This window comes from Paenibacillus sp. AD87 (assembly GCF_001659845.1).
Taxonomy (GTDB): Bacteria; Bacillota; Bacilli; order Paenibacillales; family Paenibacillaceae; genus Paenibacillus; species Paenibacillus marchantiae.
This window is the reverse complement of sequence record NZ_LXQN01000007.1, coordinates 5,004,994-5,029,271: the sequence shown is the minus strand read 5'-3', so window position 1 is coordinate 5,029,271 and position 24,278 is coordinate 5,004,994. Positions and strand designations below refer to the sequence as shown.

Here is a 24,278-nt window from a genome sequence, read left to right as displayed (position 1 = left end):
TATTTCTTTACATCTACAACAAAACACCCCCAGCATAAGCGTTTCGGAGATTTTAGAATCACCGCGCGCATGCCAGGGGTGTTTTTGGTTTGTACAGCATGGTTAAGGCAGGTCACGCTGAGCAACCTCAGAAGTCACTTGGACGGCTCTTATAATCAGCCGATGTGTTGGATTGACTAATGGATCACAGGTAATCAAGGTGAGCACCTGTCCCAGATGCGGGTCCTCAAGTACGGACAAGTCGGTAGGCTCCACAACGGATATCTGATCCACTTTGTATTGGATATGGGTCTGATCTGCCAGAGTGACTTTAATCCAATCACCAATCTCCAATTCTCCCATTCGGTTGAACAGGCGTCCTTTTTTATGAGCGCGATGAGCGGCTATCGCTGCATTTCCTTCAGTCCCGATGCGGGCCGTCTCCACCAGATGCGTTGCTGCAACCTTCATATTGCTTTCGGTTGCATCCTCCAGAATGGGCAGCTGCACATCAATCTCATCAATTGTAATAACCCCCAGTGCATGGGGATAACTTTCCTGTTCTTTGTCTTCAGTATCATCATCGATTGAGGCAGGATGCTGTCTGGCTTGTTCAAAAGAATCATTGATTTTAGTTAGGTCGAGTTGTAGCTGTTTCAGCTCATCCATAACTTTGGCTTGCTGCCAGTCAAAATACTTTTCCTGCAGAACAGGCAAGAAAAGAAGTAAGATCCCCAGAACAACAAGCATGGAAAAAAAGAATTTCATCGTACCTGGACCCCTTTTGTCAAAAATAGATTAACTGTTCTATTGTAAACATAGGGACATATACAAAACCTGGACAAATCAAACAGGCAGCCTTTTCTTTGGTAGAAAGAAGGCTGCCTGTTTATTTACATGGAGTAACCCAATGTTGATCGATATCATAATTTGGGGATAATTATTCTGATGATGTTGTAAAATCACATTCCTGTAATGGTACGACTTTTGTTTTCTTAATAAATTTATAACCCAGCCATAAGATCAGGAACAGCGGAACGCTCAAGTAAGCGACGAGGGCTCCGCTCCAATCGATCTGATCACCCGTGAACGCCTGATAGTTCTGTCCAATAATGACGATGATACATAACACAAAAGCAAAGATCGGACCAAATGGGAACCAGCGTGCACGGTAGGGCAGATCGTTCAAATCCCGACCTTGGGCCACATACGCACGGCGGAAGCGATAATGGCTGATGGCAATGCCGAGCCAGGTGATAAAGCCACACATACCGGATGCATTAAGCAGCCAGGTGTATACAATGCCATCACCGAAAAGGGAAGCTAGAAAAGCGAGCATACCCACCGCTGTGGTCAAGAGCAGGGCGTTCATTGGAATGCCCTTTTTGTTCAGCCGACCCAAGAAGCGAGGCGCTTTGCCATCCCGGGCAAGAGCATACAGAACACGACTTGAAGCATACATGCCTGAATTCCCGGCAGACAGTACAGAGGTCAGAATAACGGCATTCATGACGGAAGCAGCAATGGCCAGACCGGCTTTTTCAAAGACAAGAGTAAACGGACTAACTCCGATGTTGTTCAGATCACCTTTAAGCAGATTCGGATGTGTGTAAGGAATGATCAGACTGATGACTGTAATCGCCAGAATGTAGAAGATCAGAATACGCCAGAACACTTGCCGAATAGCACGAGGGACATTTTCACGCGGATTTTCGCTCTCACCGGCTGCGACGCCAATGAGCTCCGTTCCCTGGAAAGAGAACCCTGCAGCCATAAATACACCGAGAACCGCGAAGAATCCGCCATGGAATGGGGCGTCTCCTATAGTAAAGTTACTGAATCCAACCGCTTCTCCGCCGATAATGCCGAAGATCATGAGCACACCAACGGTAAGGAAGATGATTACTGTAGCGACTTTAATAATTGCGAACCAGTATTCCGACTCTCCGTACCCTTTAACAGACAGTACATTTAGGGCAAAGATTAATACGAGAAACAACAGACTCCACAACATGGATGAACTCTCAGGGAACCAGTATTTGATAAGTACGGTTGCGGCAGCGAGCTCTGCCGCAATGGTGACGGCCCAGTTGTACCAGAAGTTCCAACCCATGGCGAACCCAAGGGCAGGATCGACGAAGCGGGCCGCATACGTATTGAATGAACCGGAGTCAGGCATGAAGGTAGCCAGCTCTCCGAGACTGGTCATAAGAAAGAAGACCATGATGCCGACGGCAACGTAAGCAATCAGTGCACCGCCGGGGCCTGCATTGGAAATAGCGGTTCCGCTTGCGAGGAACAGTCCTGTACCAATGGATCCACCGAGTGCAATCATGGTCATATGCCTTGCGCGTAGTCCTTTTTTCAGGGTAGGTCCTGTGTTAGTTTGGTTGTTGCGGTCTTGCATGGAAACACTCCTTCTTTCAGCGTACTAATGGGTTCAGAACAATGGAAATAACCAAAAGACCGCAGGCATTAGCCCGCGGTCTTTATTATCAATCGTCCGCACCTCGTCCCAGATGTTTAAGATAGCTCAACACAGAAGAAATCATACCCTCCGAGGAAGGCATCATACATCTGTGACAGTTCTGCACCTTTCGGCAACAGCCCCAGCCGCGCTGGACAACGTAAGGAACCGTCCTGCGAGCTTCGGCGGGTGCACCTTTCGGCTGAATTCATAAGCGGCTCCTTAGCGCCTCCTTCAGCGTACTGATCGCACCCGCGACCTCTACCTCATCATCATGGATGAGGTGTATCTATTGTCTATGAAATTATAAATCACAGAACGTAACACTCAATGTCCTGTTTAGTAAACAGACAATCAGTATAACCCCCATGGTATTCCAGTGCAATAACAATTGTTGGATATGAATCGAAAGGACTATTCCGACGTCTTGTTACGCCCAGCCATCTGCTGCCATACGGTTCCAGCTGCCTGTTCCCCGGATTCAATCCGTTCCAGTGCCATTTTGGCTTGCAGGCTGACTTCAAACTCAGGATCTTCGGCTGCCTTCCGCAGAGCTTGCTCTGCTTCTTCGGTTCCCACTTCGTACAGGAAGCGGGCCGCACGCCAGCGTACAAGCTTGCTTTTGTCGGATAACGTAGCTGTCATGGCTGCCGTTGCTGCAGAATCACCGATATCGGAGAGGGTATCTCCGGCAGTTCGACGTACAGCAGGCGAACTATCCTGCAGAGCTTCGTACAGCAATTCCATCGCTTCCGGTGTACGGATATCACCAAGATATACAACAGCCAGCCGGCGTATCTGCATTTTATTGTCATGGAGTGCATGAGCAACGAGTGGCAGCCGTTCTGCTGTAGGTTCCATGCCATCAAATGCAGCATAGCGAACATTCCAGTCCTCATTATGCAGAGCCTCTTCAAGCTCGGCACCATCCAGCTGGCGGCGACGTTCCACGAATTCTTCGGCATTGGAGCCGTGCTCAATGGCTTGTTGAATCACGCGTTCCAGACGCTCAGGCGGATATGCTGCTTCCAGCTCCTGTTCAACTTCTCTTGCGATTTCAGGCAATTCACCGTAGCGAACGCCATAGTCACTCAGTTTCCGTTCCTTGATCAGCGTTGCACTGGCGACTTCAGTAACGGCTTTGACGAATCGATCCGAGAGCGAAATGCGCTCTTCCTTGGCGCCGGCTTTGACCCGAATTTGCATCGGCACACCTCTGAAAAATTGAACGAATACCTGTGCTTCACCGAAGTGCTCACCAGAGGCATCTTCAGATTCAATCCAGTCCAGATCAATTCCCTGTTGGCCAAGACGGCTTTGGACTTCGCCAAGTATGACAGACCAATCCGCATTTCCCTTGCGGTCAAGAGCTACGAAGTCGGTCGTGTGGAATACACTTTTTACTCCGGGAATATGAAGCATCTGGCGAATAAACGCCGGAGCAGACCGTTCGTTATCCAGTGTATATGTTCTGCGGATCCCGTCCTCCAGACGTTCGTCCAGATGCAGCATCATCGTATTGGGACTGGGTGTTGGTTCAATGGAAACAATATTCATCGGTTCATAACCTCCTGTACCGGATTCATTCTTAAAGTTCCCGCAATGGACACGGGCATATCCCTATTTTACATGAATTGCCGCAAACTGCGAAATGGGTAATGAACCTTACACAGTTTGTTAAGACGTACGAAGATAGTTAACACTTCTTTTATGTTCACACACGAACATTTTTAAATGAAGATTGGCACAATAAGAAGAGAGAATGAACTGGAGGTTATACCTATGGAACCCATTACCGTACTTTCGGACGGAAGTCGTGGTATTGATTATGACAATATGATTGAATTGTTGAATGAATGGATAACAGACGAGCAGAGGGAGCCCGCAATGAGGAGAGAAAAGAACGTGAATAACGAGGAGGGGGAGGAATGGGGCACAGCTCACTATTGTATTGTGGATTATCAGGACGCTGGACAAGCCGTATCAGCAGCGAATGCCATTCGGGCATTTATGCCTCAGATTCCTTTGCTGGTGATTACGGATTTTCAATCGTTGATTCGCAAGCGCCATTTGCAGCTTATTACGGGTACGGGCCTGATAAAGATGATCCTCTGGCAAGAGGAAGAACCAGATAGGCTGATCATGGAAATCCAGCGGTTGCTGCATTCTTTTGCATACAAAACAAAAACAGCTCAGCCCTCAACCCAGTCGATTAGACGATGACAGAGAGAGGACATGAGCCATTATTTCATTTCGGCGTGTACTAAATGACGTATTTATATCCCGTTCCCCAAACCGTCTTGATATACCTTGGATTTTTGGGGTCGGGTTCAATTTTTTTACGCAGGCTGGAGATGTGCACATCGATTGTACGGTCCAGATATGCCCGTTCTGAGCCTTTAATACGATCCATGAGTTCATTGCGGGTGAACACTTTGCCGGGATTTCGGTACAATTCCTTCATAATTTCAAACTCAATATGAGTGACCTCAATTTCAAGGCCATCCACAAACAAAGTTCTTCTGTACTCATTCACACTGACATGTCCGACAATTTCAGCAGGTTTGTCCTCTTTTATCGGCTTGTCCGGGTAGGAGATGGCCGATCTGCGCAATAATGCCTTAATTCGTGCGTCAAGCTCTTTTAGACTAAAGGGTTTACAAAGAAAATCATCCGCACCATTGTGCAATGCTCGGAGCCGATCATTCAGCATGGTGCTGGCTGAGATCATTAATATGGGTACAGTCGAGTGTTGGCGAAACGCATCAACCAGATCATTACCGTCTGTTTCAGGCAGCATCAAGTCAGTCACTACAATATCGGGCTGGAATCGTGGGAAAAGTTGAAGTGCTTCGCGTGCATGATGGACCCGTTCAGTTATGTAACCCTCCTCCTCAAGAAAGAAAGCAATCATGTCGGCCAGATTTTTCTCATCTTCTATAAGAAGAACTTTGATAGACATTGAGGTCACACTCCTGATGAAATGAATTTGTTAAGAAACTTCTTAGAAAAAGCCGTAATATGTGTGGAAATGCTGCAAATTTTTTAATGTTTGTATTCCAGAATATAGGATGCATATGTAGTAAGTTCTATAGGGTTTCAGCTAAACTTCAGTATTTTACCATGAATGCAGCTCAATTGCCGATCATTCAAAATTTCCCAAAGCTACATCGAGTAGTTATTACAGTATAATGTATCAGAACGGTTTGAGGGAAATAAAGTAGATCTTACGAGCTTTAATCCATAGGAGGTACCAACGTTGTTGTTGAATGCAAACATAGAAATCAGTCATAAGGCCAGCTGCCTATGGACTACATAAAGGTAAATAAGGTGTTGGAGTGGATGGTAATCAAACTCCGTATTCCGTGGTTGGGTACGGCCATCCTAATTATCCTTGGTACGCTGGGAACGATATTTCCGCTGACTCTGTTTTATGGGGTACAGCTGTTGTTCGGCACAGCCGCAACTTTTATTGCCTTGCGCTTACATGGAGCCATATACGGATTCACTTCTTTGATAGCAATCTGTACCTTGGGTGTGTTATTCGGGGGTCTAGTCCCAAATAGTTTTTTTATGATTGGCGCTCATACTATTGAATTAATCTGGATGCTGGGATGGCAGATCCGATGGAAGAATGGAAGTGTCATGAAGGCCAATGCTGCATTCTGGGTCGTGATGTTATTGCCAGTGACCTTTTATGGATATTTCATGATGAGCATGAATCTTGAAGAATTAAAGTATGGATATATGCATGTTGCTGTGACTAGCATGGTGAATGCACTAATTGCAGGTATTGTGGTAGACTTCTGGATTACCAATGGCGAGCTGAAGTCGAAACGAACAGGAACTATTCCGCTCACACGAATTGCATTTAAATACGTCGTATCCTTTGTAGTCGTTGTCTCTCTTGTTCTGTTATCGGCCGACAGTCGGAGACAGCTAGGTCAGATCAATAACTCCATCGTATCTAATCTAAAACACGCTGCGAATGCTGTGATCAAGGATTTGAATGAACAATATCTAACGGAAGAGAACATGAACCAGAGCATGGAGCGTTATCATCATCTGCTGGATGTGAACGTCATTATTCTCGATCCAAATGATAAGGTCATTGCTTCTGGGCTGGATACGCTTTCGGTGGGAGAATACCTGGATATCAACAAATATCGTTTTCTCAAGCCAGGCGAGAACAGCATACTATTTCATTCCGGGGATGCTTATTATAGCGATGTGCTTACTTACTGGAAACAGGCGTCGTTTATGTATGAAGCAGATATGACCACAAGTACTCCTTATCGAGTTTTTGTTGAGACCAACTCAGCCAATTATTACAAACGTATTGAGGCGATCTATCTGACTACGCTTCAATCTCTGTTTATCATTTTCGTGGTTTCCATGATTGTGGCTGCTCCACTTAGCAAGAAAGTCGTAAGTCCAATGAAACGCCTCACACGCATGACAGGATCTCTTCCGAGGCTGTTATTTCGTAATGGAAAATTGGAATGGCCCACCAGCCATGTAACAGAAGTACAAATACTAATTGGAAATTTGCGCAAAATGGCTGATGTGCTACTGGAACAATTCGAACAGATTCGTCAGGACAAGCTAACTCTAGAGGACAGGGTCAGAGAGAGAACTAAAGAACTGAAGAATAGTGAGGAGATCAAACGCGCCATTATTGATTCATCTATTGATGCCATTATTGCTGTGGATTCAAACGGGCTGATTATCGAGTTTAATCCCGAAGCGGAAAGAATGTTTGGACTCAAACGGGAAGAAGTAGTATTTGAGAAGGATGCCCCGTCCCTTTTTCAGGGAGCAAGCTGTGCCGAAATCAAGGAAATGTTGAACCAATGTGAGTATATTCGAGGTAAACGGCATGTCATCGTAGAAGAGATTTCAGGTATCCGCCGGGACGGTTCGGTTTTTCCGATTGAATACAAGATTGTAGAAATCCAATTGGGAAATAACGAAACACTGTATAACTTATTTATCAAGGATATTACCGAGCGCACAAGGGCTGAAGAAGATCGTGTGCGTCATGCGCTGGCTCTGGAGAAGCTGAATGCGGAGCTGTTTCATGAAAAAGTCGCCATTCAGGAACAGCGTGACATCAGCGAGCATTTCATTGAATCCGTTCGGGAAGGTCTGGTCATGTCAGATCGTTCCGGCACCATCACAATAGTGAATAGAAGAATGGAAGAAATGTTTGGCCTCGGAGATTTTTCGGGCAGATCGATCGAAGATTTAGCCAATGCCATTGATACCCTGGTGTTAACCGCCGATTTCAATTTGGTTGAGCAGACTCGTGCTTTTCTGAACGGAGAACGGGCCTTTGTGGAGACTGAATTTATATTTAATGATGTGGAAAAGAGTGTATTTTCCCTGTACATGAAGCAAATGGATGTTCCCGGTAAAAACCATGGATTTCTCCTGGTATTCCGTGATCGTACGGAGGAAGAACGTCTGAATCGGATGAAAAACGAACTGATCAGCGTGGTGTCCCATGAGCTTCGTACCCCTGTAGCAACCATTATGGGCTATGTGGAACTAATGATGATGTATGATCTTCCCGCTTCACAGCGTCAGGACTTCATGGAAACTATTTCTTCGGAAGGCGCACGGCTGAGTAGTCTGCTGGATGATGTACTTGATATTCAACGTCTGGACAATGAAGGCATGACCTATCATAAGACGTATGTACCGTTGCTTGAGTTGGTTGAGGGTGTTGCTGAGCAATGGAATATGCAATCCATTCAGCGCATTTATGTACATGCGTTTAATGGAGACTTTTTTGCTTACGCGGACCAGAATCGGATGGTTCAGTTGCTGCATAATTTGGTAGGTAATGCAGTCAAGTACTCACCTGGAGCAGACCGAATTGATATTACGCTGTGGGAAGAAAAAGAATGGTTATGCATCGATGTACGTGATTATGGAATCGGTATTCCAGAGAACGTGCAGGACCTGCTATTTACGAAGTTTTATCGTGTGGACAATTCGGATCATCGTCAGATTGGCGGGACTGGACTGGGGCTTTACATTTCGCGCAAAATTGTAGAGGACCACCAGGGAACGCTTACCTTTATATCCGCGCCGCACAAAGGAAGTACGTTCAAGGTTCGATTGCCTAAGCAAGACGAACTTTTGTAAGGCAAGAGAAGCCTTTATCTAATAGGATGCTTTTATCCTGAAATAGATAAAGGCTTTTTTTGTTTTTCAAAATTTCCCGGATAAAAAAACAACTTCTTTTGCAAACTGTCTATAGAGCCATAATTTGCATGCCATGCAAAAGGAGGACGGCAGGTCTATGTTCCGTAAACAAGAGAAAACCCTTATTATCGTCTGCCTGGTCGCAGCCGTGATCGTGCTGTATGCCGTTGTCAAAAGTATTATCCGGATCATGAGTTATTGAGGCATATCGTCACACAGGCGGTATGAAGTCGTACATAACGATTATGTGAAAGAGGAGTGTAACCCATGTCATCCCTGGATCCTGTTCTGCTCAGCCGGATGCTGACCGGTCTTACCCTGTTTGTGCACATCATTTTTGCTTCCATCGGTGTAGGCGTTCCACTCATGATCGCCTTGGCTGAATGGCGCGGACTGCGCACCAATGATATCCATTACACCTTGCTGGCGCGCAGATGGGCGCGAGGTTTCGTCATTACCGTTGCAGTTGGTGTAGTTACAGGCACCTCAATTGGTTTACAGCTCAGCCTGCTGTGGCCGATGTTTATGCGAGTAGCGGGGCAGGCGATTGCCTTGCCGCTGTTTATGGAGACGTTCGCCTTTTTTATAGAGGCCATCTTTCTTGGAATCTACCTCTACACATGGGACCGTTTCAAAAAGAAATATACCCATATGCTGCTGTTGATTCCGGTGGCTCTAGGATCCTCTGCCTCCGCGATATTCATTACAACGGTGAATTCTTTCATGAACCAGCCTCAGGGGTTTACCCTGATTAATGGCATCATGAAGGACATCCATCCAATTGCTGCGATGCTGAATCCGGCTACCCCGACCAAGGTATCTCACGTGCTCGCCTCGTCATACACATTGAGTGCGGGTATATTGGCAGGCATCGCCGCATTCAGCTTGCTTCGTGGTCGGGATCATGTGTATTACAAAAAGGCGCTTAAACTCACAACGGTATGTGCGCTCGTATTTGCGGTCAGCACCGTCATGATCGGAGATTCTTCCGGTAAATTTCTGGCGAAATACCAGCCGGAGAAGCTGGCCGCCGCAGAGTGGCATTTTAAAACGATGACGAAAGCGCCACTGGTCTATGGGGGTATCCTTGACGAGAACAATGAAGTGAAATACGCCATTGAGATCCCCTATGCACTCAGCATACTGGCGGGAAACAGACCGGACACGGAAGTGAAAGGACTTGAAGAATTTCCGGCCGATCTGAGGCCACCGTTGTCCATTCACTATATGTTTGACCTGAAAGTAACGACCGGCGTGATCATTCTGCTGATTCCGGTGCTTTATGTGTTCCGACGCTGGCTGCCGGGGCGCAAGCCTTATCCCAAATGGCTCTTGCTCGGCATCGTCCTGCTTGGACCCCTGGCCATGATTGCCATTGAGCTGGGCTGGATGTTCGCCGAGGTCGGCAGACAGCCGTGGATATTGCGCGGTTACATGAAGGTATCGGAAGCAGCAACAACATCGTCCTCCGTAGGCTGGATGCTCGTTCTGTTTATTCTGCTGTACCTGATCCTCTGCTTTTCAGCGATTAGGGTACTCAGTAAGCTGTTTCGTAACAAGGAAGCAGAGAAGGAACTGGAGTCTCTTGGTCTGGAAGGAGGGATCGTGCATTGAGCTTTGAAATTGCAGGCATCGCGATCTTGTGGACGTTTCTGTTTGGATATCTGATCGTGGCTTCGATTGATTTTGGGGCCGGATTTTTCAGCTTTTACAGCATATTAACCGGACACGAGAACAAAATCCATAACATTATTCAGCGCTATCTCTCACCCGTGTGGGAAGTGACGAATGTGTTTCTGATCTTTTTTGTTGTTGGTCTGGTCGGATTTTATCCGGATAGCGCTTTTTATTATGGGACAGCGCTGCTTGTTCCAGGTTCATTAGCGATTGTGCTGCTTGCGATCCGGGGCGTGTACTACGCCTATAATACCTATGGGAACAATGGTCAGAACAGCCGGATTTACATGGCATTGTATGGAGCGACGGGATTACTAATTCCGGCGGTGTTTTCCACCATTTTGGCGATATCCGAAGGTGGAATTATTGAGCAGGTGGGTGATCAGGTATTTTTTCGCTGGCGTGAGTTTTTGACGAATCCGTATACCTGGTCTGTTGTATTGCTTGCACTGGTAAGTGTGCTCTATATCTCAGCGATGTTTCTTTCCTACTATGCCAAGCGGGCGGAGGATGAGACAGCGTTTGAAGTTCTTCGGGAGTATGCACTCTTATGGAGTCTGCCTACGATTTTTGCCAGCTTTCTGGCATTTTTACAGATTAACAAACAGAATCCCGCACACTTTGAGCAGATGTTAAATATCTCATGGATGTTTATCGCATCTTTTATCTGTTTTGTGATCGCCGTCTCGCTGGTATGGAAACGTAAATATTTGGGCTGGTGTTTTATCGCCGTCATGCTGCAGTTCGCCTTTGCCTGGTACGGCTATGGGCGCTCGCATCTTCCATACATTCTGTATCCGTACATTAATATTTTCGACAGCTTTACGAACAAGACGATGGGTATTGCGCTCATTACGGCGTTCAGCCTGGGACTGCTGGTGCTCATTCCTTCACTCGTGCTCATTATGAAGCTGTTTCTGTTTGATGCCAATTATGTGCGAGGTAATGCTGGCAAAAAGAAAGGATGAGTCCGTTCATGCTTCCCAACAAGCTGTTCATCATGCTTCCACGGTTACTTCTCAGCTCTGACGAGGGAGTGAGGGGTATTCCCGGTATAACGGGATTAAGTTTTTTTGAGACCTTTACGATTATGTACGCCCCGCCACTGATTATCGTGGCTGCAATTGCGTTTTTGTTCGTTTACTTGGCGAAGTGCAAAAATCCAAAGGATTGATTCGTTGGTACGTACTTTCCAATTCGGGGTAATCTTTTGTTAAGATACGAGGAAGGGAGGAGGGCCCTTTCATGCCGAAAATCCGTTATAACAACATTGATAATGTAAGTACGGACAAAACGCTGAAGGAATTCAAGCAATGGAGGGAGCAACGGCGCAGCAAAGTTAAGGATTATTCCTACACCGTGCCCAAGCACCCACCTGAACTGGATTATCTGCACGCCAACCGGGCTGAAACCACGATTACCTGGATTGGTCATTCCACGTTTTTCATTCAATATCATGGACTAAACATCGTGACAGACCCGGTCTGGGCGGAAAAAATGGGGTTTCAGCGCAGACTCGGTGCCCCTGGCATTCCGATTCAGGATATTCCGCCTCTGGATGTCATTTTGATCTCGCATTCACACTATGATCATTTGCATCTCGCATCGCTGCGGAAGTTGGTCACAGCCAAGACACTGCTCATCGTTCCCGATGGTCTCAAGCGCAAAATGGTGCGCAAAGGGTTCCATCGGTGTCATGAGATGAAGTGGTGGGAACATATTACGCTTGGCGGGGTCAAAATAACCTTTGTACCCGCGCAGCACTGGACACGCCGAACCCTATTTGATACCAACACGTCCCATTGGGGCGGTTATGTATTGGAACAAAATCACCCGGCAGTCATTCCGTCGGAGGAGAGTGCCGCGACGAGCGAAGGACATGGTCATGAAATTTCCCGAGCAGCAGGAACGGATGAGTCAATAGAGGCATCGGCTGATCAATCTTCTGGCGGTCCGCCAATCATTTATTTTGTAGGGGATACAGGATACTTTCAGGGATTCAAAACGATTGGAGAACGCTTCGACATCGGTGTTACCCTGATGCCAATCGGTGCGTACGACCCGGAATGGTTCATGACATCCCAGCATGTGACGCCGGAAGAAGCTTTGCAGGGATTTGTAGAAACGGGTTCCCAGCTTATGGTTCCCATGCATTATGGAACATTTAAGTTAGCGGATGACACGCCTAAGGAAGCGCTGGATCGAATGGAAGTTGAACGAGAACGACTTGGAATCAACGCAGAGCGCATTCGGGTACTCGGACATGGGGAAACATTGCGTATTCGACACGAAGAAAGCAAACAGGACTAACAAAAGTGATCCAAATATGCTAATGTAAGGGTATATCCGCATGAATAAACGATTACCAAATCTTTAACGAGTAAAAAGCGGCCAATTTTCGAATTTGCCGCTTTTTTGTGTTATAATATGGTGCCAGAATAGGCATCGGGATATTGAATCCAAGATTAATGCAAGTTGCTATTCATGCAGTATGCAGATTAATAAATAAAGGATGGTAATGCTTAATGATCAGTACAAGCGGCATCACGCTTCGCTACGGAAAACGTGCACTCTTTGAAGATGTGAATATCAAATTCACACCAGGCAACTGTTACGGCCTGATCGGCGCCAATGGAGCCGGCAAATCAACATTTTTGAAAATTTTGTCCGGTGAAATCGAATCGAACTCGGGAGAGGTGCACATCACCCCGGGCGAACGCATGGCCGTATTGAAGCAAAACCACTTCGAATATGATGAATATCAAGTGCTCGAAACGGTAATTATGGGCCACAGTCGCCTCTATGCCATTATGAAAGAGAAAGATACGCTGTATGCCAAAGCGGACTTCACTGAAGAAGACGGCCTGCGTGCCGGAGAGCTTGAAGGCGAGTTTGCTGAGCTGAACGGTTGGGATGCTGAGCCGGATGCAGCGGCACTCTTGATCGGTCTGGGTATCGATCGTGATATGCATGAGAAGAAAATGGTTGAACTGAGCGGTAACGAAAAAGTTCGTGTCCTGCTTGCACAAGCCTTGTTTGGTCGTCCAAACAACCTGTTGCTCGATGAGCCTACCAACCACTTGGATCTCGAATCCATTCAATGGCTGGAAAACTTCCTCATGGACTATGAAGGTACCGTTATTGTAGTATCCCATGACCGTCACTTCCTGAACAAAGTATGTACACACATTGCAGATATCGATTTCGGTAAAATCCAGCTGTACGTAGGTAACTACGATTTCTGGTATGAATCCAGCCAATTGGCACTTGCTTTGCAACGTGATGCTAATAAGAAAAAAGAAGAGAAGATTAAAGACTTGCAAGCCTTTATTCAACGTTTCTCTGCGAATGCTTCCAAATCGAAGCAAGCGACTTCGCGTAAGAAACAACTTGACAAAATCACGTTGGATGATCTTCGTCCATCGAACCGGAAATATCCATTCATCAACTTCAAGCCTGAGCGTGAAGCGGGTAAACAATTGTTGACCGTTGACCGTATCAACAAAACAATTGATGGTGTGAACATGCTGAATGATCTCAGCTTTGTGGTGAATAAAGGGGATAAAATTGCCTTTGTTGGCCCGAATGGTAATGCCAAATCATTGTTGTTTGATATCCTTATGGGTGAAACAGAAGCGGATAGTGGCGAATACACTTGGGGTATTACTACAACCCAAGCTTATTTCCCGAAAGACAACTCCAAATATTTTGACGGAGTAGATATGAGTCTCGTGGATTGGCTTCGTCAATATTCCAAAGATCAGGATGAAACGTACCTGCGTGGATTCTTGGGTCGTATGTTGTTCTCAGGCGAGGAATCCCTGAAAAAAGCAAGTGTACTCTCCGGGGGAGAGAAAGTTCGTTGTATGTTGGCGAAAATGATGCAAACAGGTGCTAACGCTCTGATTTTGGATGAGCCAACGAACCACTTGGATCTGGAGTCCATTACCGCACTGAACAACGGTATGATTGATTTTGATGGTACCATGCTGTTTACATCCCATGACCATCAGTTCATTCAAACCATCGCTAACCGGATTATTGAAATCACGCCAAACGGCATCATTGATCGCCAAATGAGCTATGATGAGTACCTGGAAAGTGACGAAATTAAAGAATTGCGTAACAAAATGTATCCGGTAGAAGCTTAAGATAAGCTATTCTGTCTACATTGAGTATGGTTAACGTAGTTAACTGTACGTTTTTATAAAAGATAAAAAGAACCGCAAGCTCTCCAGAGGAGGCTTGCGGTTCTTTTTTGGTCATACAGGGTGATCCTGTAACCGACCATAGAAACATCTCATACAAGAGCTTCTTGCGGTCTAGGATCCGCCAGTACGGCGGCGCTGATTGTTAGGCTTTTTGTTGTTTTGGCTCTTCATTGCTTTAGGGCCGCCTTCAAAATAGGCACTGGATTGGTTACCCGTGTTTGCCTGTTCTTTCTTCTGTGCCAGTTTCTGGCGTATGGCATCCTGCAAACTGACCTTTTTCGGTTCGTTATTATCGCTCATCGTTATTTCCCTCCCGGTCTTACAGTAAGCCGTCCAAATTGGACGGGATGTACTCATTTTATACGTTTTACAAAAGCCCCACAAGGGCAACCTGATAAAATGCTGAAAACCTTCACTTTTTTGACTGGGCCAACATTTTTTCTCTTCACCTACAGCCCTGCGGTCTGGCAACTTTGTTTCGGCTTCCCTACAGCAATGCAGCTTGGCAACACTGTTTCTATAGACCCACACGGTACGCATTTGGTAACATGGAACAACCGTAATACGAAACGTTAAAGGAGTGTCGCCCGGTTTGAACGCCTACGAAGAAATACGCAAAGGAGAGCGCGGGGCTTGGGTCAGTATTGTGGCCTATCTGGTCTTGTCTGCTTTTAAATTGATCTGCGGATATTTGTTTGCTTCCAGCGCTTTGCTGGCGGATGGTTTTAATAACCTTACAGATATTGTTGCGTCGGTTGCTGTATTGATCGGACTTCGCATATCCCAAAAGCCACCTGATTCCGATCATGCCTATGGTCACTTTAGAGCGGAAACAGTCGCTGCCCTAATTGCTTCATTTATTATGGCCATGGTTGGCCTGCAGGTATTGGTTGAAGCAGTTCGTTCCTGGTATGAAGGAAACTTTGTAGCACCAAACCTGTGGTCAGCAGCAGTTGCCGTTGTCTGTGCGCTGGTAATGCTGGGCGTATATCGTTACAATCATCGTCTTGCCAAACAAATTAACAGTCAGGCCCTGATGGCTGCGGCCAAAGATAATCGTTCGGATGCCTGGGTCAGCATAGGGGCTGCGATCGGGATCATCGGTGCACAATTTGGCCTTCCTTGGTTGGACAAAGTAGCTGCAATTGCTGTAGGTCTGTTGATTTGTAAGACAGCTTGGGAGATTTTCCGTGATTCAACACATCGTCTGACAGACGGATTTGATCAGAAAGAACTGACAGACCTAAGATCCTCTGTGGCGCGGGTTCCTGGTGTGGAAATGATCAAGGACGTGAAGGCGCGTGTGCACGGCAGTCATGTACTGGTGGATGTGGTTATTGAGGTGGATGGAGGACTGAGCCTGATCGAAGGTCATCAGATCTGTGACCGGGTCGAAGAGCGTTTGAAACGTTCACATAACATTATGCATGTACATGTGCATGTGGAGCCGAAGATGGAAGAAGGAACGACGGAAAGTCCTTGAAATGGGTAGGGACAAACCGGAAATAAGCGTATTTTGAAATGAAAAAGGACAGCCGCTGCCTGCGTGCTGTCCTCTTTACTTATCGTTAGAACGATTATACGATACTATTGAATAGCAACGTGGATCCAAGCTTTACCTTTCCACGTATATACTTGTACCCATTGACCACCATCGAATCCATCTACAACTTCACCTGTCGTATCGATGATTTGGGAACCCAGTGCACCGATTGGTTTGCCATTTGGTGCATCGTAGAACCATGTGCGCTCCAACAGGTTAAGCAGCATCGTAGGGACCAGAACCTCATCTCCTGCTTTTACAACAGGCTCATCAAAGATTTTATCACCCTTTGTTGACGTTGTTGTTTCAGTAGTCGTTGAAGTACCTTCTGTACCCGTTGTGTCTACTGTTGTGCCAGTTACGGTCTCAGCTGTGCCTTCTACAGTGTCTACAGCAGGTTTGTTCACTTCAACAGCCGGCGTTGTTGTGGTTGTAGGAGTTCCCGTTTCTGGAGCTACCGTTCCGGTAACCGCTTCCTCAGCACCTGCGGCAGCAGCCATGGAACCCATCAAAGTCAGAGCAGCGGCAAAACTTACGATTTTTTTCATTTGTTTTTCCTCCTCGGTTAGGTATGTAGTTTGTTGTCCTGTGTTAAAAGTAACCAAGCAAGCTCACTTGTGAATCACAAATTATAACAATATTTTCTTGGATTCTCCAGTGTCAACTGGAGCATATGTGGGTATAAGGAGAGCCTGTAAATATCATACTTCGGTGGGAGAAAACCGGGTTGGCTATGTCATAATGGTCCTGTTTTTATGATGTAATCGGGGAGAAGCGATGAATAGACCAGAAGGGAGCGTAATACATAATAGAGAGAAGTCGCAATGTGCTTGGGGAAGAATTGTTGCAAAAAAGAGATTATGGAACGCACAAAAGCCTACCGGCTTTTGCAAGCGCGATAGGCTTTTGTATGTATCGAGTGTTGTTCATAATTGGGAAGTCCCATTCATCGCATTCGGCTACGTCCCGTAATCAGGGAGATGACGAACAGTACAACAAAGATGAAGAAGAGTACTTTGGCAATTGAAGCAGCTGCTTCAACAATACCGAAGAATCCGAAAATACCAGCAACAAGAGCAATAATTAGAAATAGTACCGACCATTTCAACATGGTTATCATCCTTTCGTTTATAGAACTTGGTAGCGAGAAGTGTTCGTCTCACTGCCGTGTGTAGTTGTTCTTTAACCGAGGCCTTTCGGGTTGAAACATTGCGATATTTTACCAGGAGGAGTTGTTTTTACAGTTCATATCCTATTTGTTTCGCCTCGGAATGGGTCGGGTAACTAAGCAATAACAAAACCGATTTATACTGGAAAGTGAGGTTCTTTTATGATCTATCAAATTAGTGTGGCTTTAATTGCAATTGCATTTGCAGTACTTGTATTCTTTTTAATTCGTACCTTGAAGTCCGCTCAGGGTTCACTCGACAATGTGTCACAGACACTGCAGGAAGTTCAGAAGACCATTGATGAGCTTAGTTATGAAGTTAAACAGACGGTAAGGCATGCCAATGATATTACAGTTGATGTGCAGCACAAAATGAAACAAATTGATCCCGTTATGGAATCTGTACAGAATCTGGGTGAAGTGCTGAACGAAGTGACGGAAGCAGCAAAGCAGGTGTCATCCACTTTGATGGCCAAGTTTCAGACGAAACGCAGCAGCACTGAACAAAACAAACGTTCAGAAGTAGCGAATGTAGTACAGACGCCGCCTGCTACACCGACAGATCGGACACTGCAATCCTATGAAGCTACATATCATGATGATGCCAAAGGAGGAAAAGGCTGGCTGAAATATGTGGATGTAGCCGCTAATGTATGGCAACGTATGCGGAAATAGCATGACCGTTTTGTAATGAATAGAAGTCTTCAGAGCGGTGATGAACCTGATGAAAGGGTGAGAATCATGATGAAACTACTGCTTGTTATGTTTAGCGTAATTTCTCCCTTTTCCGTTCAACCGGCAGCGGCACCCGCTGCTCATGATATGCAATGGACGGTAGTGGAAGAGGAGACACCAGAGATCATTCTGGCTGCTGATCGATCCGGACCTGTCCAGCACTTTCGGACTCTGAATGACATTTCTCTGGATGACAGCATGAATGATATTTTAGCCAATAAAGGCAAACCGGTTCGTAAGGAACTTGATCCATACCTGGGTTGTCCTGAGTATCAATTCAAAGATGTAACGGTTGGGCTCTGCGAAGATACAGGAGTGGTCAATTATGTGCATATTGATGCTTCCGAGAAACGTCTGAAGCTTAATCAGGAATGGATTGATATGAATATTGAGGCCATTCGAGATGTTTTGGGCAAGCCGTATTATGTAGCAGAGGATGGAGAAGTATTTCTTCGAGGAAGTCAGGCGCTGAAAGTATATATGAAGCCAGGCTCCAATCATATTGAAGGAATAGACCTCTTTGATGAATCAGTTTCCTAAGATTGGTTAATCCAGAAACGTTTCAACCCGATATCGTATGGTTATATACTAAGTAGCTCGATAAAGAAGAATAATCAGAGGAGAGTGGAAACGATGAATTCAACCAATGCGCAAGCTTATGCAAAAGTGGTAGAAAACGGAGTCCAAGCGGTAGAAGCGGTGAAAGAATTGCAGATTACCGGATACCTTGCTGATCATATCTTCGTTCTAGCCCATGAAAAGGATCGTACAGATCGGATTGCCGATACGGCAGATGCCAAAGAGATTGGCATCAAGGAAGAAGGCGTATTTGATTCCTTGGCGAATCTGTTCCGCTCCCGCGGTGATGAACTCCGGGCCAAAATTGTTTCGATGGGCTTCACCGAAGCTGAGGCAGATTTTTACGAGAGTGAACTCGATAAAGGCAAAGTACTTGTGATTGCCAAAAAGAAAGAATAGCTTAGCCGATACAAACACGTAAGCTGGAGCCTTCTGAGAATGGACAAGCTTCAGAATCAAGTATTTTGCATCATTCAAAAGAGCTTTCAAGTTGATGACGCAGAATGCTTAACCAAAAACATAGATAAGGAATGGGGATATCCCCATTCCTTATCTATGTTTTTGCAAGTTTGGAAGCGGGATCAGAACGCAGCAAAAACAGGGTAACAAGCGGGTGAATTCTCCTGCGATGGTGCCATTTACTGATAGAAGTTTTTTGATAATACGATTATAGTTATACTAGGAATTATTATGTCTACCGCTGTGTTGTATGCGAAATTTGTATAATTAAGGTTGTTAGCTGATCTGATAAGAATCGACAAACCCGGACGCCACAGATAAGGAGATAGAAATGAGAATACTTATTGTTGACGACAATCCGACGAATGTCATTATCATTCGAGAAATTCTGAAAAAAGAAAACTATCGTGACATTGTAACGGCAAGTTCTGCCATGGAGATGTTTGAAGTCCTTGGGATTGGTGAGGAAAACAATGAACTTCGTCCCAAGCCGTCGGATATTGACCTGATTTTGCTAGATATGATGATGCCAGAGATGGATGGAATCGAAGCATGCAGTATTGTGCAGAAATTTGAAAATCTCAAGGATATACCCATTATTATGGTAACCGCGATCGGAGATTCCAAGAAATTGGCCGAGGCGCTGGATGCAGGTGCATCCGATTATGTGACTAAACCTATTAATAAAGTCGAACTGATGGCTAGAATCCGTCTTGCGCTTCGTCTGAAACAAGAGAAGGATTGGCATAAAGAGCGGGATCAACGGATTCAAGATGAACTGAAACTTGCGGCAATGGTACAGAATGCTGTGTTAAGCCCAGCAATTGAAGATCCATTGTTCCACGTTAATGCAATTTACAAACCTTCGTTTGAACTTGCGGGTGATCTGTATTCGTGGTACCCGCTTGGTGAAGGCAGATATGGAGTCCTATTACTGGATATGATGGGACATGGAATATCTTCATCCCTATTTACCATGTTTATTGCTTCCGTGCTGAAAGACACCGTTACAACGTATGTAGACCCGGAGAAGGTTATTCAGGAGCTGAATCGTCGCTTTAATCAGTTGCATCTGGAAAAACAGCTGGTGCAGTACTATTTTACAGCGATATATCTGGTCGTAGATACACGAATGAAGCGAATTGATTATGTTAACGCAGGTCACCCGCCAGCACTCTTTTTCCGCCAGGACGGAAGTGTGACAACGCTTGACAGCGTCTGCTGTCCTGTAGGCCTGTTCGACAAGATGGATATTGAACCACAGACCATTCACTATGAAGGCGATGGGCATATTGCCCTTTATACGGATGGTTTGACTGAAGCCGTACAGGGTGATCAGGAAATGCAGCAGGCATTTTTGAAGGAAAAACTGGCGGGTTCCCATCAGTGGGATGAAGCGGCCATGCAGGCGTTGTTCTTCGATGATGAGATTCCGCAGGAGCGGGATGATGATAAATGTTTGGTATGGATTACCTTAAATAAAGGGGTCGAAGCTGAATGAAGATCAGAAATAAACTGCTGATTGGCTTTACAGCTCTGATGGCCATTATGATTGTGCTTACGTTTGTGAGTTACGAACGGCTGAACAGCAGCAATAAACAGATCGATCAGATGTATCAGGAGCGATACCTCAAAGTCAGATATACTTCTGCTGCACGTGGAGAGGTCAATGATATAGCCAAAGTGCTGGCTAACTTGTTGCTGAATCCCAACAATTCGATAAGTGCTGCAGACGGCGATTTGAAGGAGATGCAGAAAAAAGGCGAAGGCTACCTTGAGGAAGTGCGGGATCGGGCGGACAGCGCACCAGAGCATCAACTGGTGGATCGTGTGAATACGGCCTGGGAAGCTTATAATGCTTATGCTGAAAGACAGGTCAGTTTGATGTCTCAGAATCGGGCAGAGGATGCCAATAACTACCGGAACTCAATCGGTTTGGCAGTGCAAAAGGAAGCTGTAGACAGCCTGAATGCCCTATCCCGTTATCAGGACCAGGAGATAGATACCGAGATTAAGGATGCTAACGCAGCCTATATGCGCGCGGTACAGATTACAGTAGCCATCATGATTGCCGGATTACTACTCGCGTTGGGTGTCATTATGTGGGTGCTGCCAAGTATTACACGCGGTCTGAATACCGTGTCCATGATGATTACTAGTTTTGGCAAAGGGCGTTATCGAACCATTCGCCGTATACAGGTGAAGTCTACCGACGAGATTGGTCAGATTGCCAGTGTGTTCAAGGATGTATCCAATGATTTGGAAGAAAAACTAGAAGTTGAGAAAGCTTATTTACAAGCACAGCAAGATCAGAATTGGATGAGTTCGAACATTGCTAGAGTTCCAGAATTGTTGCGGGGTATAGGGTCGATTCGTCAGATCTCGCAGATGTTTATCAGCGAATTTACACCTGTGCTTGGAGCTCAACTAGGTGTCGTATACCTGATCGATGAAGAGAAACATCCAGACGAACTGAGACGTTATGGTGCCTACGCATTTGAAGAAAATGAAGATGTTGGCAAAGAGGTTTACCGTATCGGCGAGGGGTTAATTGGCCAAGCCGCATTGGATATGACACCAATCATTCTGGAAAAAACTCCAGAGGATTATGTGAACATCGGATCAGCAACGGGATCATCGCGTGCTTCTGGTGTGATGATCTATCCTGTCGTATTTGAGGATGAACTGATTGGCGTTGTCGAATTGGCTTCGTTTGAAGGGTTCACGAATCTGCATACACAGTTGTTCTCACAACTGATTATGAATTTGGGCGTTATTCTTAACAACGTTCGTCGTCGTTTGCGGGTGGAGGAATTGCTGCGTGAATCCCAGGCGCTCACTGAGGAATTGCAGGTGCAATCCGAAGAGCTACAGACACAGCAAGAGGAGCTGCGCCGTTCGAATGAGAATCTGGAAGAACAGACGGGAGCTCTCAAACGTTCTGAAGAGCTGTTACAGCGTCAACAGGAAGAATTGGAGCACTTCAATACTGAGCTGATTGCCAAGACTCGTGCACTGGAAGAACAGGTACGTGAAGTGGAAGAGAAGAACGACGAGATTGAGAAAACCAAAACTCAGTTGGAACAGCAAGCCATGCAATTGTCGATGACGAGTAAATACAAGTCGGAATTTTTGGCAAATATGTCGCATGAATTGCGCACACCACTTAACAGTCTTCTGATCCTGTCCCAATTGTTATCCGAGAATAAGGATGGAAACCTGAGTGTTAAACAGCAGGAATATGCCCAGACGATCTATATGTCCGGTGCGGATTTGCTGAAAATGATTGATGAAATTTTGGATCTGTCCAAGGTGGATGCGGGCAAAATGGATATCAATTATGAGACGGTGCGCATGGAAGAACTGACCAGCTTTGTTCAACAAAATTTTGGCCCAATGGCGAACAAAAAAGAACTCAACCTGAACATTGAGTTCGACAGCAATTTGCCGGAATGGGTATATACCGACAGCCACCGCGTCAAACAGATTTTACGGAATCTGTTGTCGAACGCGTTCAAGTTTACGAACCGTGGATCTGTAAGCCTGATTGGGCGGAAGATGAAAACAGAAGAGCTTCCTGGGTACCTGAATACGAACCAGGAATACGTAGGCTTCACCGTGAAGGATACCGGCATCGGAATTCCATCGGACAAGACGGATCTGATCTTTGAAGCATTCCAGCAGGTGGACGGTACAACCAGCCGTAAATATGGCGGCACGGGCCTGGGATTGTCCATAAGTCGCGAACTTGCCCGCCTGCTTGGCGGTGCTATTCAGGTAGAGTCTTCCGAAGGTGTGGGCAGTAGCTTTACCTTGTTCCTGCCGGATAATCACGAAGAGGAGGTTCAGGTGGACGACGCGGCAAGAGAAGCCGCTACTGCTTCTCAGATTGAAAACTTCGGAAGAGACTCACAGACGATGCATTCAGGCAGACAGACCGTGCTGACACCTGATACGGAAAGCATTTCAATTATGGAGCTGCCTCAATCCGACTCCCCTGTACCTGTACAATTGGAGGATGATCAGGAAAACCTCTTGGAAGGTGACAAGATTCTCCTCATCATTGAGGACGATGTGAATTTTGCGCACATTTTGATGGATATGGCGAGAGGCAGAGGATTTAAGGCTATTGTGGCGCTTCAGGGAGACATAGGACTCGAAATGGCCCGTCAATATTTGCCGGATGCGATTATCCTCGATATCCAGTTGCCTGTGATGGATGGCTGGGCGATTCTGGGTGAGTTGAAAAGCAGCTCGGCGACACGTCATATCCCGGTACATGTCATCTCAGTTATTGATGATATGAAACAAGGTTTGATGATGGGAGCCATTGCTTATCTGAAAAAACCTTCCAGTAAAGATTCGCTGGATAAAGCTTTCTCGCATATCGAATCCTATACAGAGAATCAATTGAAACGCCTATTGATTGTGGAAGATGATGAAATACAGCGGAAAGCCATCATTGAACTGATTGGCCACGATGATGTTGCAATCACAGCAGTGTCCACTGGCAGTGAGGCCTTGAATGAATTGCACAGTCAACGCTATGACTGCATGGTTCTGGACTTGATGCTGACAGATATGACCGGATTCGAGCTGCTTGACCAGATTCGGGACGATCAGTATCTGAATGATCTGCCGATTATTATATATACAGGCAAAGAGCTCGACAGCAAAGAAGAGATGAAGCTTCGCAAATACGCGGAATCCATTATCATCAAAGACGTGAAGTCACCTGAACGTCTGCTCGATGAGACGACCTTGTTCTTGCACCGGGTAGAAGCTAACCTGCCGGAAGACAAGCGTCGAATTCTGCAGAAGCTGCATAATAAGGAAACCTTGTTTGAAGGCAAGAAAATATTGCTAGTAGATGATGACATCCGTAATGTATTTGCCCTTTCAAGCGTGCTTGAAGGCTATCGCATGGATGTGACATTTGCGGAGAACGGCCGTGAAGCTCTGGAGATTCTGGATAAGAACCCGGAGATTGATCTAGTATTAATGGATATGATGATGCCGGAGATGGACGGTTATGAGGCCATGACACGGATCAGACAGATACCGAAGTTTGAAAAATTGCCAATTATCGCCTTAACCGCAAAAGCCATGAAAGAGGATCGTGGCAAGTGTATCGAGGCTGGAGCGTCCGATTATGTAAAAAAACCGATCCAAACGGATCAATTGTTATCCCTAATGCGGGTATGGCTGTATTCGTAACCCGATAGTTTGGGTAATGAAGGACAATAC

General features: G+C 45.9%; 21 protein-coding genes and 1 riboswitch. Of the genes, 14 read left to right on the top strand and 7 right to left on the bottom strand.

Annotation, left to right across the window (positions count from 1 at the left end; genetic code table 11):
* Positions 1-102 precede the first annotated feature (102 nt).
* The 3 genes from gpAD87_RS22190 to gpAD87_RS22180 all read right to left on the bottom strand — a co-directional run bounded on the left by gpAD87_RS22190 (position 103) and on the right by gpAD87_RS22180 (position 4,003).
* Complete coding sequence (locus tag gpAD87_RS22190) at positions 103-747, bottom strand: class D sortase (RefSeq protein ID WP_064640598.1); 645 nt, start codon at positions 745-747, stop codon at positions 103-105.
* A gap of 172 nt (positions 748-919) precedes the next feature.
* Entirely contained in the window at positions 920-2,386 is a 1,467-nt protein-coding gene (locus gpAD87_RS22185; protein WP_064640597.1) for an amino acid permease, read from the bottom strand.
* Positions 2,387-2,500: 114 nt separating this feature from the next.
* Positions 2,501-2,718: riboswitch (Lysine riboswitch) on the bottom strand.
* Between the two features lie 142 nt (positions 2,719-2,860).
* The gene (locus gpAD87_RS22180) at positions 2,861-4,003 is read right to left on the bottom strand and encodes a virulence factor (RefSeq protein WP_064640596.1); all 1,143 of its coding nucleotides are present in this window, start codon (positions 4,001-4,003) and stop codon (positions 2,861-2,863) included.
* A gap of 225 nt (positions 4,004-4,228) precedes the next feature.
* Between gpAD87_RS22180 and gpAD87_RS22175 the strand changes: the two genes are divergently transcribed.
* The gene (locus gpAD87_RS22175) at positions 4,229-4,669 is read left to right on the top strand and encodes a hypothetical protein (RefSeq protein WP_064640595.1); all 441 of its coding nucleotides are present in this window, start codon (positions 4,229-4,231) and stop codon (positions 4,667-4,669) included.
* Positions 4,670-4,709: 40 nt separating this feature from the next.
* Here gpAD87_RS22175 and gpAD87_RS22170 read toward each other — a convergent pair whose 3' ends face one another.
* Positions 4,710-5,408, bottom strand: coding sequence for a response regulator transcription factor (locus gpAD87_RS22170; protein WP_064640594.1), 699 nt, complete (start codon positions 5,406-5,408; stop codon positions 4,710-4,712).
* 380 nt (positions 5,409-5,788) lie between these two features.
* On the opposite strand from gpAD87_RS22170, the gene gpAD87_RS22165 reads away from it, so the two are divergent.
* From gpAD87_RS22165 to gpAD87_RS22140, 6 genes are all read left to right on the top strand, one after another.
* Entirely contained in the window at positions 5,789-8,599 is a 2,811-nt protein-coding gene (locus gpAD87_RS22165) for an ATP-binding protein (protein WP_064640593.1), read from the top strand.
* Positions 8,600-8,926: 327 nt separating this feature from the next.
* Positions 8,927-10,273 carry a cytochrome ubiquinol oxidase subunit I gene (locus tag gpAD87_RS22160; RefSeq protein ID WP_063566586.1) on the top strand — a complete coding sequence of 449 codons (1,347 nt, stop codon included), beginning with the start codon at positions 8,927-8,929 and terminating at the stop codon, positions 10,271-10,273.
* Complete coding sequence (locus tag gpAD87_RS22155; RefSeq protein ID WP_063566587.1) at positions 10,270-11,304, top strand: cytochrome d ubiquinol oxidase subunit II; 1,035 nt, start codon at positions 10,270-10,272, stop codon at positions 11,302-11,304. Before gpAD87_RS22160 ends, gpAD87_RS22155 begins: the two co-directional genes overlap by 4 nt.
* A gap of 8 nt (positions 11,305-11,312) precedes the next feature.
* Entirely contained in the window at positions 11,313-11,510 is a 198-nt protein-coding gene (gene cydS / locus gpAD87_RS22150; RefSeq protein ID WP_063566588.1) for a cytochrome bd oxidase small subunit CydS, read from the top strand.
* 71 nt (positions 11,511-11,581) lie between these two features.
* Entirely contained in the window at positions 11,582-12,646 is a 1,065-nt protein-coding gene (locus tag gpAD87_RS22145; protein WP_064640592.1) for an MBL fold metallo-hydrolase, read from the top strand.
* Positions 12,647-12,861: 215 nt separating this feature from the next.
* Complete coding sequence (locus gpAD87_RS22140; protein WP_064640591.1) at positions 12,862-14,487, top strand: ABC-F family ATP-binding cassette domain-containing protein; 1,626 nt, start codon at positions 12,862-12,864, stop codon at positions 14,485-14,487.
* 171 nt (positions 14,488-14,658) lie between these two features.
* Here the strand turns inward: gpAD87_RS22140 and gpAD87_RS22135 are convergent, their stop codons facing one another.
* Positions 14,659-14,847, bottom strand: coding sequence for a hypothetical protein (locus gpAD87_RS22135; protein ID WP_063566591.1), 189 nt, complete (start codon positions 14,845-14,847; stop codon positions 14,659-14,661).
* A gap of 292 nt (positions 14,848-15,139) precedes the next feature.
* On the opposite strand from gpAD87_RS22135, the gene gpAD87_RS22130 reads away from it, so the two are divergent.
* Positions 15,140-16,030 (top strand): cation diffusion facilitator family transporter, encoded by an 891-nt coding sequence (locus tag gpAD87_RS22130; RefSeq protein WP_063566592.1) that lies wholly within the window; start codon positions 15,140-15,142, stop codon positions 16,028-16,030.
* Positions 16,031-16,134: 104 nt separating this feature from the next.
* Here gpAD87_RS22130 and gpAD87_RS22125 read toward each other — a convergent pair whose 3' ends face one another.
* Together gpAD87_RS22125 and gpAD87_RS31570 are read right to left on the bottom strand one after the other, a co-directional pair.
* Positions 16,135-16,638, bottom strand: a complete 504-nt coding sequence (locus tag gpAD87_RS22125) for a hypothetical protein (RefSeq protein WP_157258506.1) — start codon at positions 16,636-16,638, stop codon at positions 16,135-16,137.
* A gap of 398 nt (positions 16,639-17,036) precedes the next feature.
* Positions 17,037-17,201 carry a DUF1328 domain-containing protein gene (locus gpAD87_RS31570; protein WP_017692264.1) on the bottom strand — a complete coding sequence of 55 codons (165 nt, stop codon included), beginning with the start codon at positions 17,199-17,201 and terminating at the stop codon, positions 17,037-17,039.
* Between the two features lie 219 nt (positions 17,202-17,420).
* On the opposite strand from gpAD87_RS31570, the gene gpAD87_RS22120 reads away from it, so the two are divergent.
* From gpAD87_RS22120 to gpAD87_RS22100, 6 genes are all read left to right on the top strand, one after another.
* A complete protein-coding gene (locus gpAD87_RS22120; RefSeq protein WP_063566593.1) occupies positions 17,421-17,933 on the top strand; it encodes a DUF948 domain-containing protein in 513 nt (170 codons plus the stop codon).
* A gap of 66 nt (positions 17,934-17,999) precedes the next feature.
* The gene (locus gpAD87_RS22115; protein WP_064640590.1) at positions 18,000-18,533 is read left to right on the top strand and encodes a hypothetical protein; all 534 of its coding nucleotides are present in this window, start codon (positions 18,000-18,002) and stop codon (positions 18,531-18,533) included.
* A gap of 93 nt (positions 18,534-18,626) precedes the next feature.
* Entirely contained in the window at positions 18,627-18,971 is a 345-nt protein-coding gene (locus gpAD87_RS22110; protein WP_064640589.1) for a general stress protein, read from the top strand.
* A gap of 39 nt (positions 18,972-19,010) precedes the next feature.
* Positions 19,011-19,178: a hypothetical protein gene (locus gpAD87_RS32285; RefSeq protein WP_197521464.1), complete on the top strand. Its 168-nt coding sequence runs from the start codon at positions 19,011-19,013 to the stop codon at positions 19,176-19,178.
* Between the two features lie 184 nt (positions 19,179-19,362).
* On the top strand, positions 19,363-20,532 hold the full coding sequence (locus gpAD87_RS22105; protein WP_064640588.1) for a PP2C family protein-serine/threonine phosphatase: 1,170 nt from the start codon (positions 19,363-19,365) through the stop codon (positions 20,530-20,532).
* Complete coding sequence (locus tag gpAD87_RS22100; RefSeq protein WP_064640587.1) at positions 20,529-24,248, top strand: response regulator; 3,720 nt, start codon at positions 20,529-20,531, stop codon at positions 24,246-24,248. Before gpAD87_RS22105 ends, gpAD87_RS22100 begins: the two co-directional genes overlap by 4 nt.
* Positions 24,249-24,278: the final 30 nt, after the last annotated feature.

Excerpts from the sequence above, each read along its gene's own strand:
- gpAD87_RS22110 (WP_064640589.1), top strand. The coding sequence starts at position 18,627 with ATGAATTCAACCAATGCGCAAGCTTATGCAAAAGTGGTAGAAAACGGA.
- gpAD87_RS31570 (WP_017692264.1), bottom strand. The coding sequence starts at position 17,201 with ATGTTGAAATGGTCGGTACTATTTCTAATTATTGCTCTTGTTGCTGGT.
- gpAD87_RS22160 (WP_063566586.1), top strand. The coding sequence starts at position 8,927 with ATGTCATCCCTGGATCCTGTTCTGCTCAGCCGGATGCTGACCGGTCTT.
- gpAD87_RS22175 (WP_064640595.1), top strand. The coding sequence starts at position 4,229 with ATGGAACCCATTACCGTACTTTCGGACGGAAGTCGTGGTATTGATTAT.
- gpAD87_RS22190 (WP_064640598.1), bottom strand. The coding sequence starts at position 747 with ATGAAATTCTTTTTTTCCATGCTTGTTGTTCTGGGGATCTTACTTCTT.
- gpAD87_RS22100 (WP_064640587.1), top strand. The coding sequence starts at position 20,529 with ATGAAGATCAGAAATAAACTGCTGATTGGCTTTACAGCTCTGATGGCC.
- gpAD87_RS22165 (WP_064640593.1), top strand. The coding sequence starts at position 5,789 with ATGGTAATCAAACTCCGTATTCCGTGGTTGGGTACGGCCATCCTAATT.
- gpAD87_RS22170 (WP_064640594.1), bottom strand. The coding sequence starts at position 5,408 with ATGTCTATCAAAGTTCTTCTTATAGAAGATGAGAAAAATCTGGCCGAC.
- gpAD87_RS22140 (WP_064640591.1), top strand. The coding sequence starts at position 12,862 with ATGATCAGTACAAGCGGCATCACGCTTCGCTACGGAAAACGTGCACTC.
- gpAD87_RS22125 (WP_157258506.1), bottom strand. The coding sequence starts at position 16,638 with ATGAAAAAAATCGTAAGTTTTGCCGCTGCTCTGACTTTGATGGGTTCC.
- gpAD87_RS22120 (WP_063566593.1), top strand. The coding sequence starts at position 17,421 with ATGATCTATCAAATTAGTGTGGCTTTAATTGCAATTGCATTTGCAGTA.
- gpAD87_RS22185 (WP_064640597.1), bottom strand. The coding sequence starts at position 2,386 with ATGCAAGACCGCAACAACCAAACTAACACAGGACCTACCCTGAAAAAA.
- gpAD87_RS22145 (WP_064640592.1), top strand. The coding sequence starts at position 11,582 with ATGCCGAAAATCCGTTATAACAACATTGATAATGTAAGTACGGACAAA.
- gpAD87_RS22105 (WP_064640588.1), top strand. The coding sequence starts at position 19,363 with ATGAGAATACTTATTGTTGACGACAATCCGACGAATGTCATTATCATT.
- gpAD87_RS22115 (WP_064640590.1), top strand. The coding sequence starts at position 18,000 with ATGATGAAACTACTGCTTGTTATGTTTAGCGTAATTTCTCCCTTTTCC.
- gpAD87_RS22180 (WP_064640596.1), bottom strand. The coding sequence starts at position 4,003 with ATGAATATTGTTTCCATTGAACCAACACCCAGTCCCAATACGATGATG.
- cydS (WP_063566588.1), top strand. The coding sequence starts at position 11,313 with ATGCTTCCCAACAAGCTGTTCATCATGCTTCCACGGTTACTTCTCAGC.
- gpAD87_RS22135 (WP_063566591.1), bottom strand. The coding sequence starts at position 14,847 with ATGAGCGATAATAACGAACCGAAAAAGGTCAGTTTGCAGGATGCCATA.
- gpAD87_RS32285 (WP_197521464.1), top strand. The coding sequence starts at position 19,011 with ATGGACAAGCTTCAGAATCAAGTATTTTGCATCATTCAAAAGAGCTTT.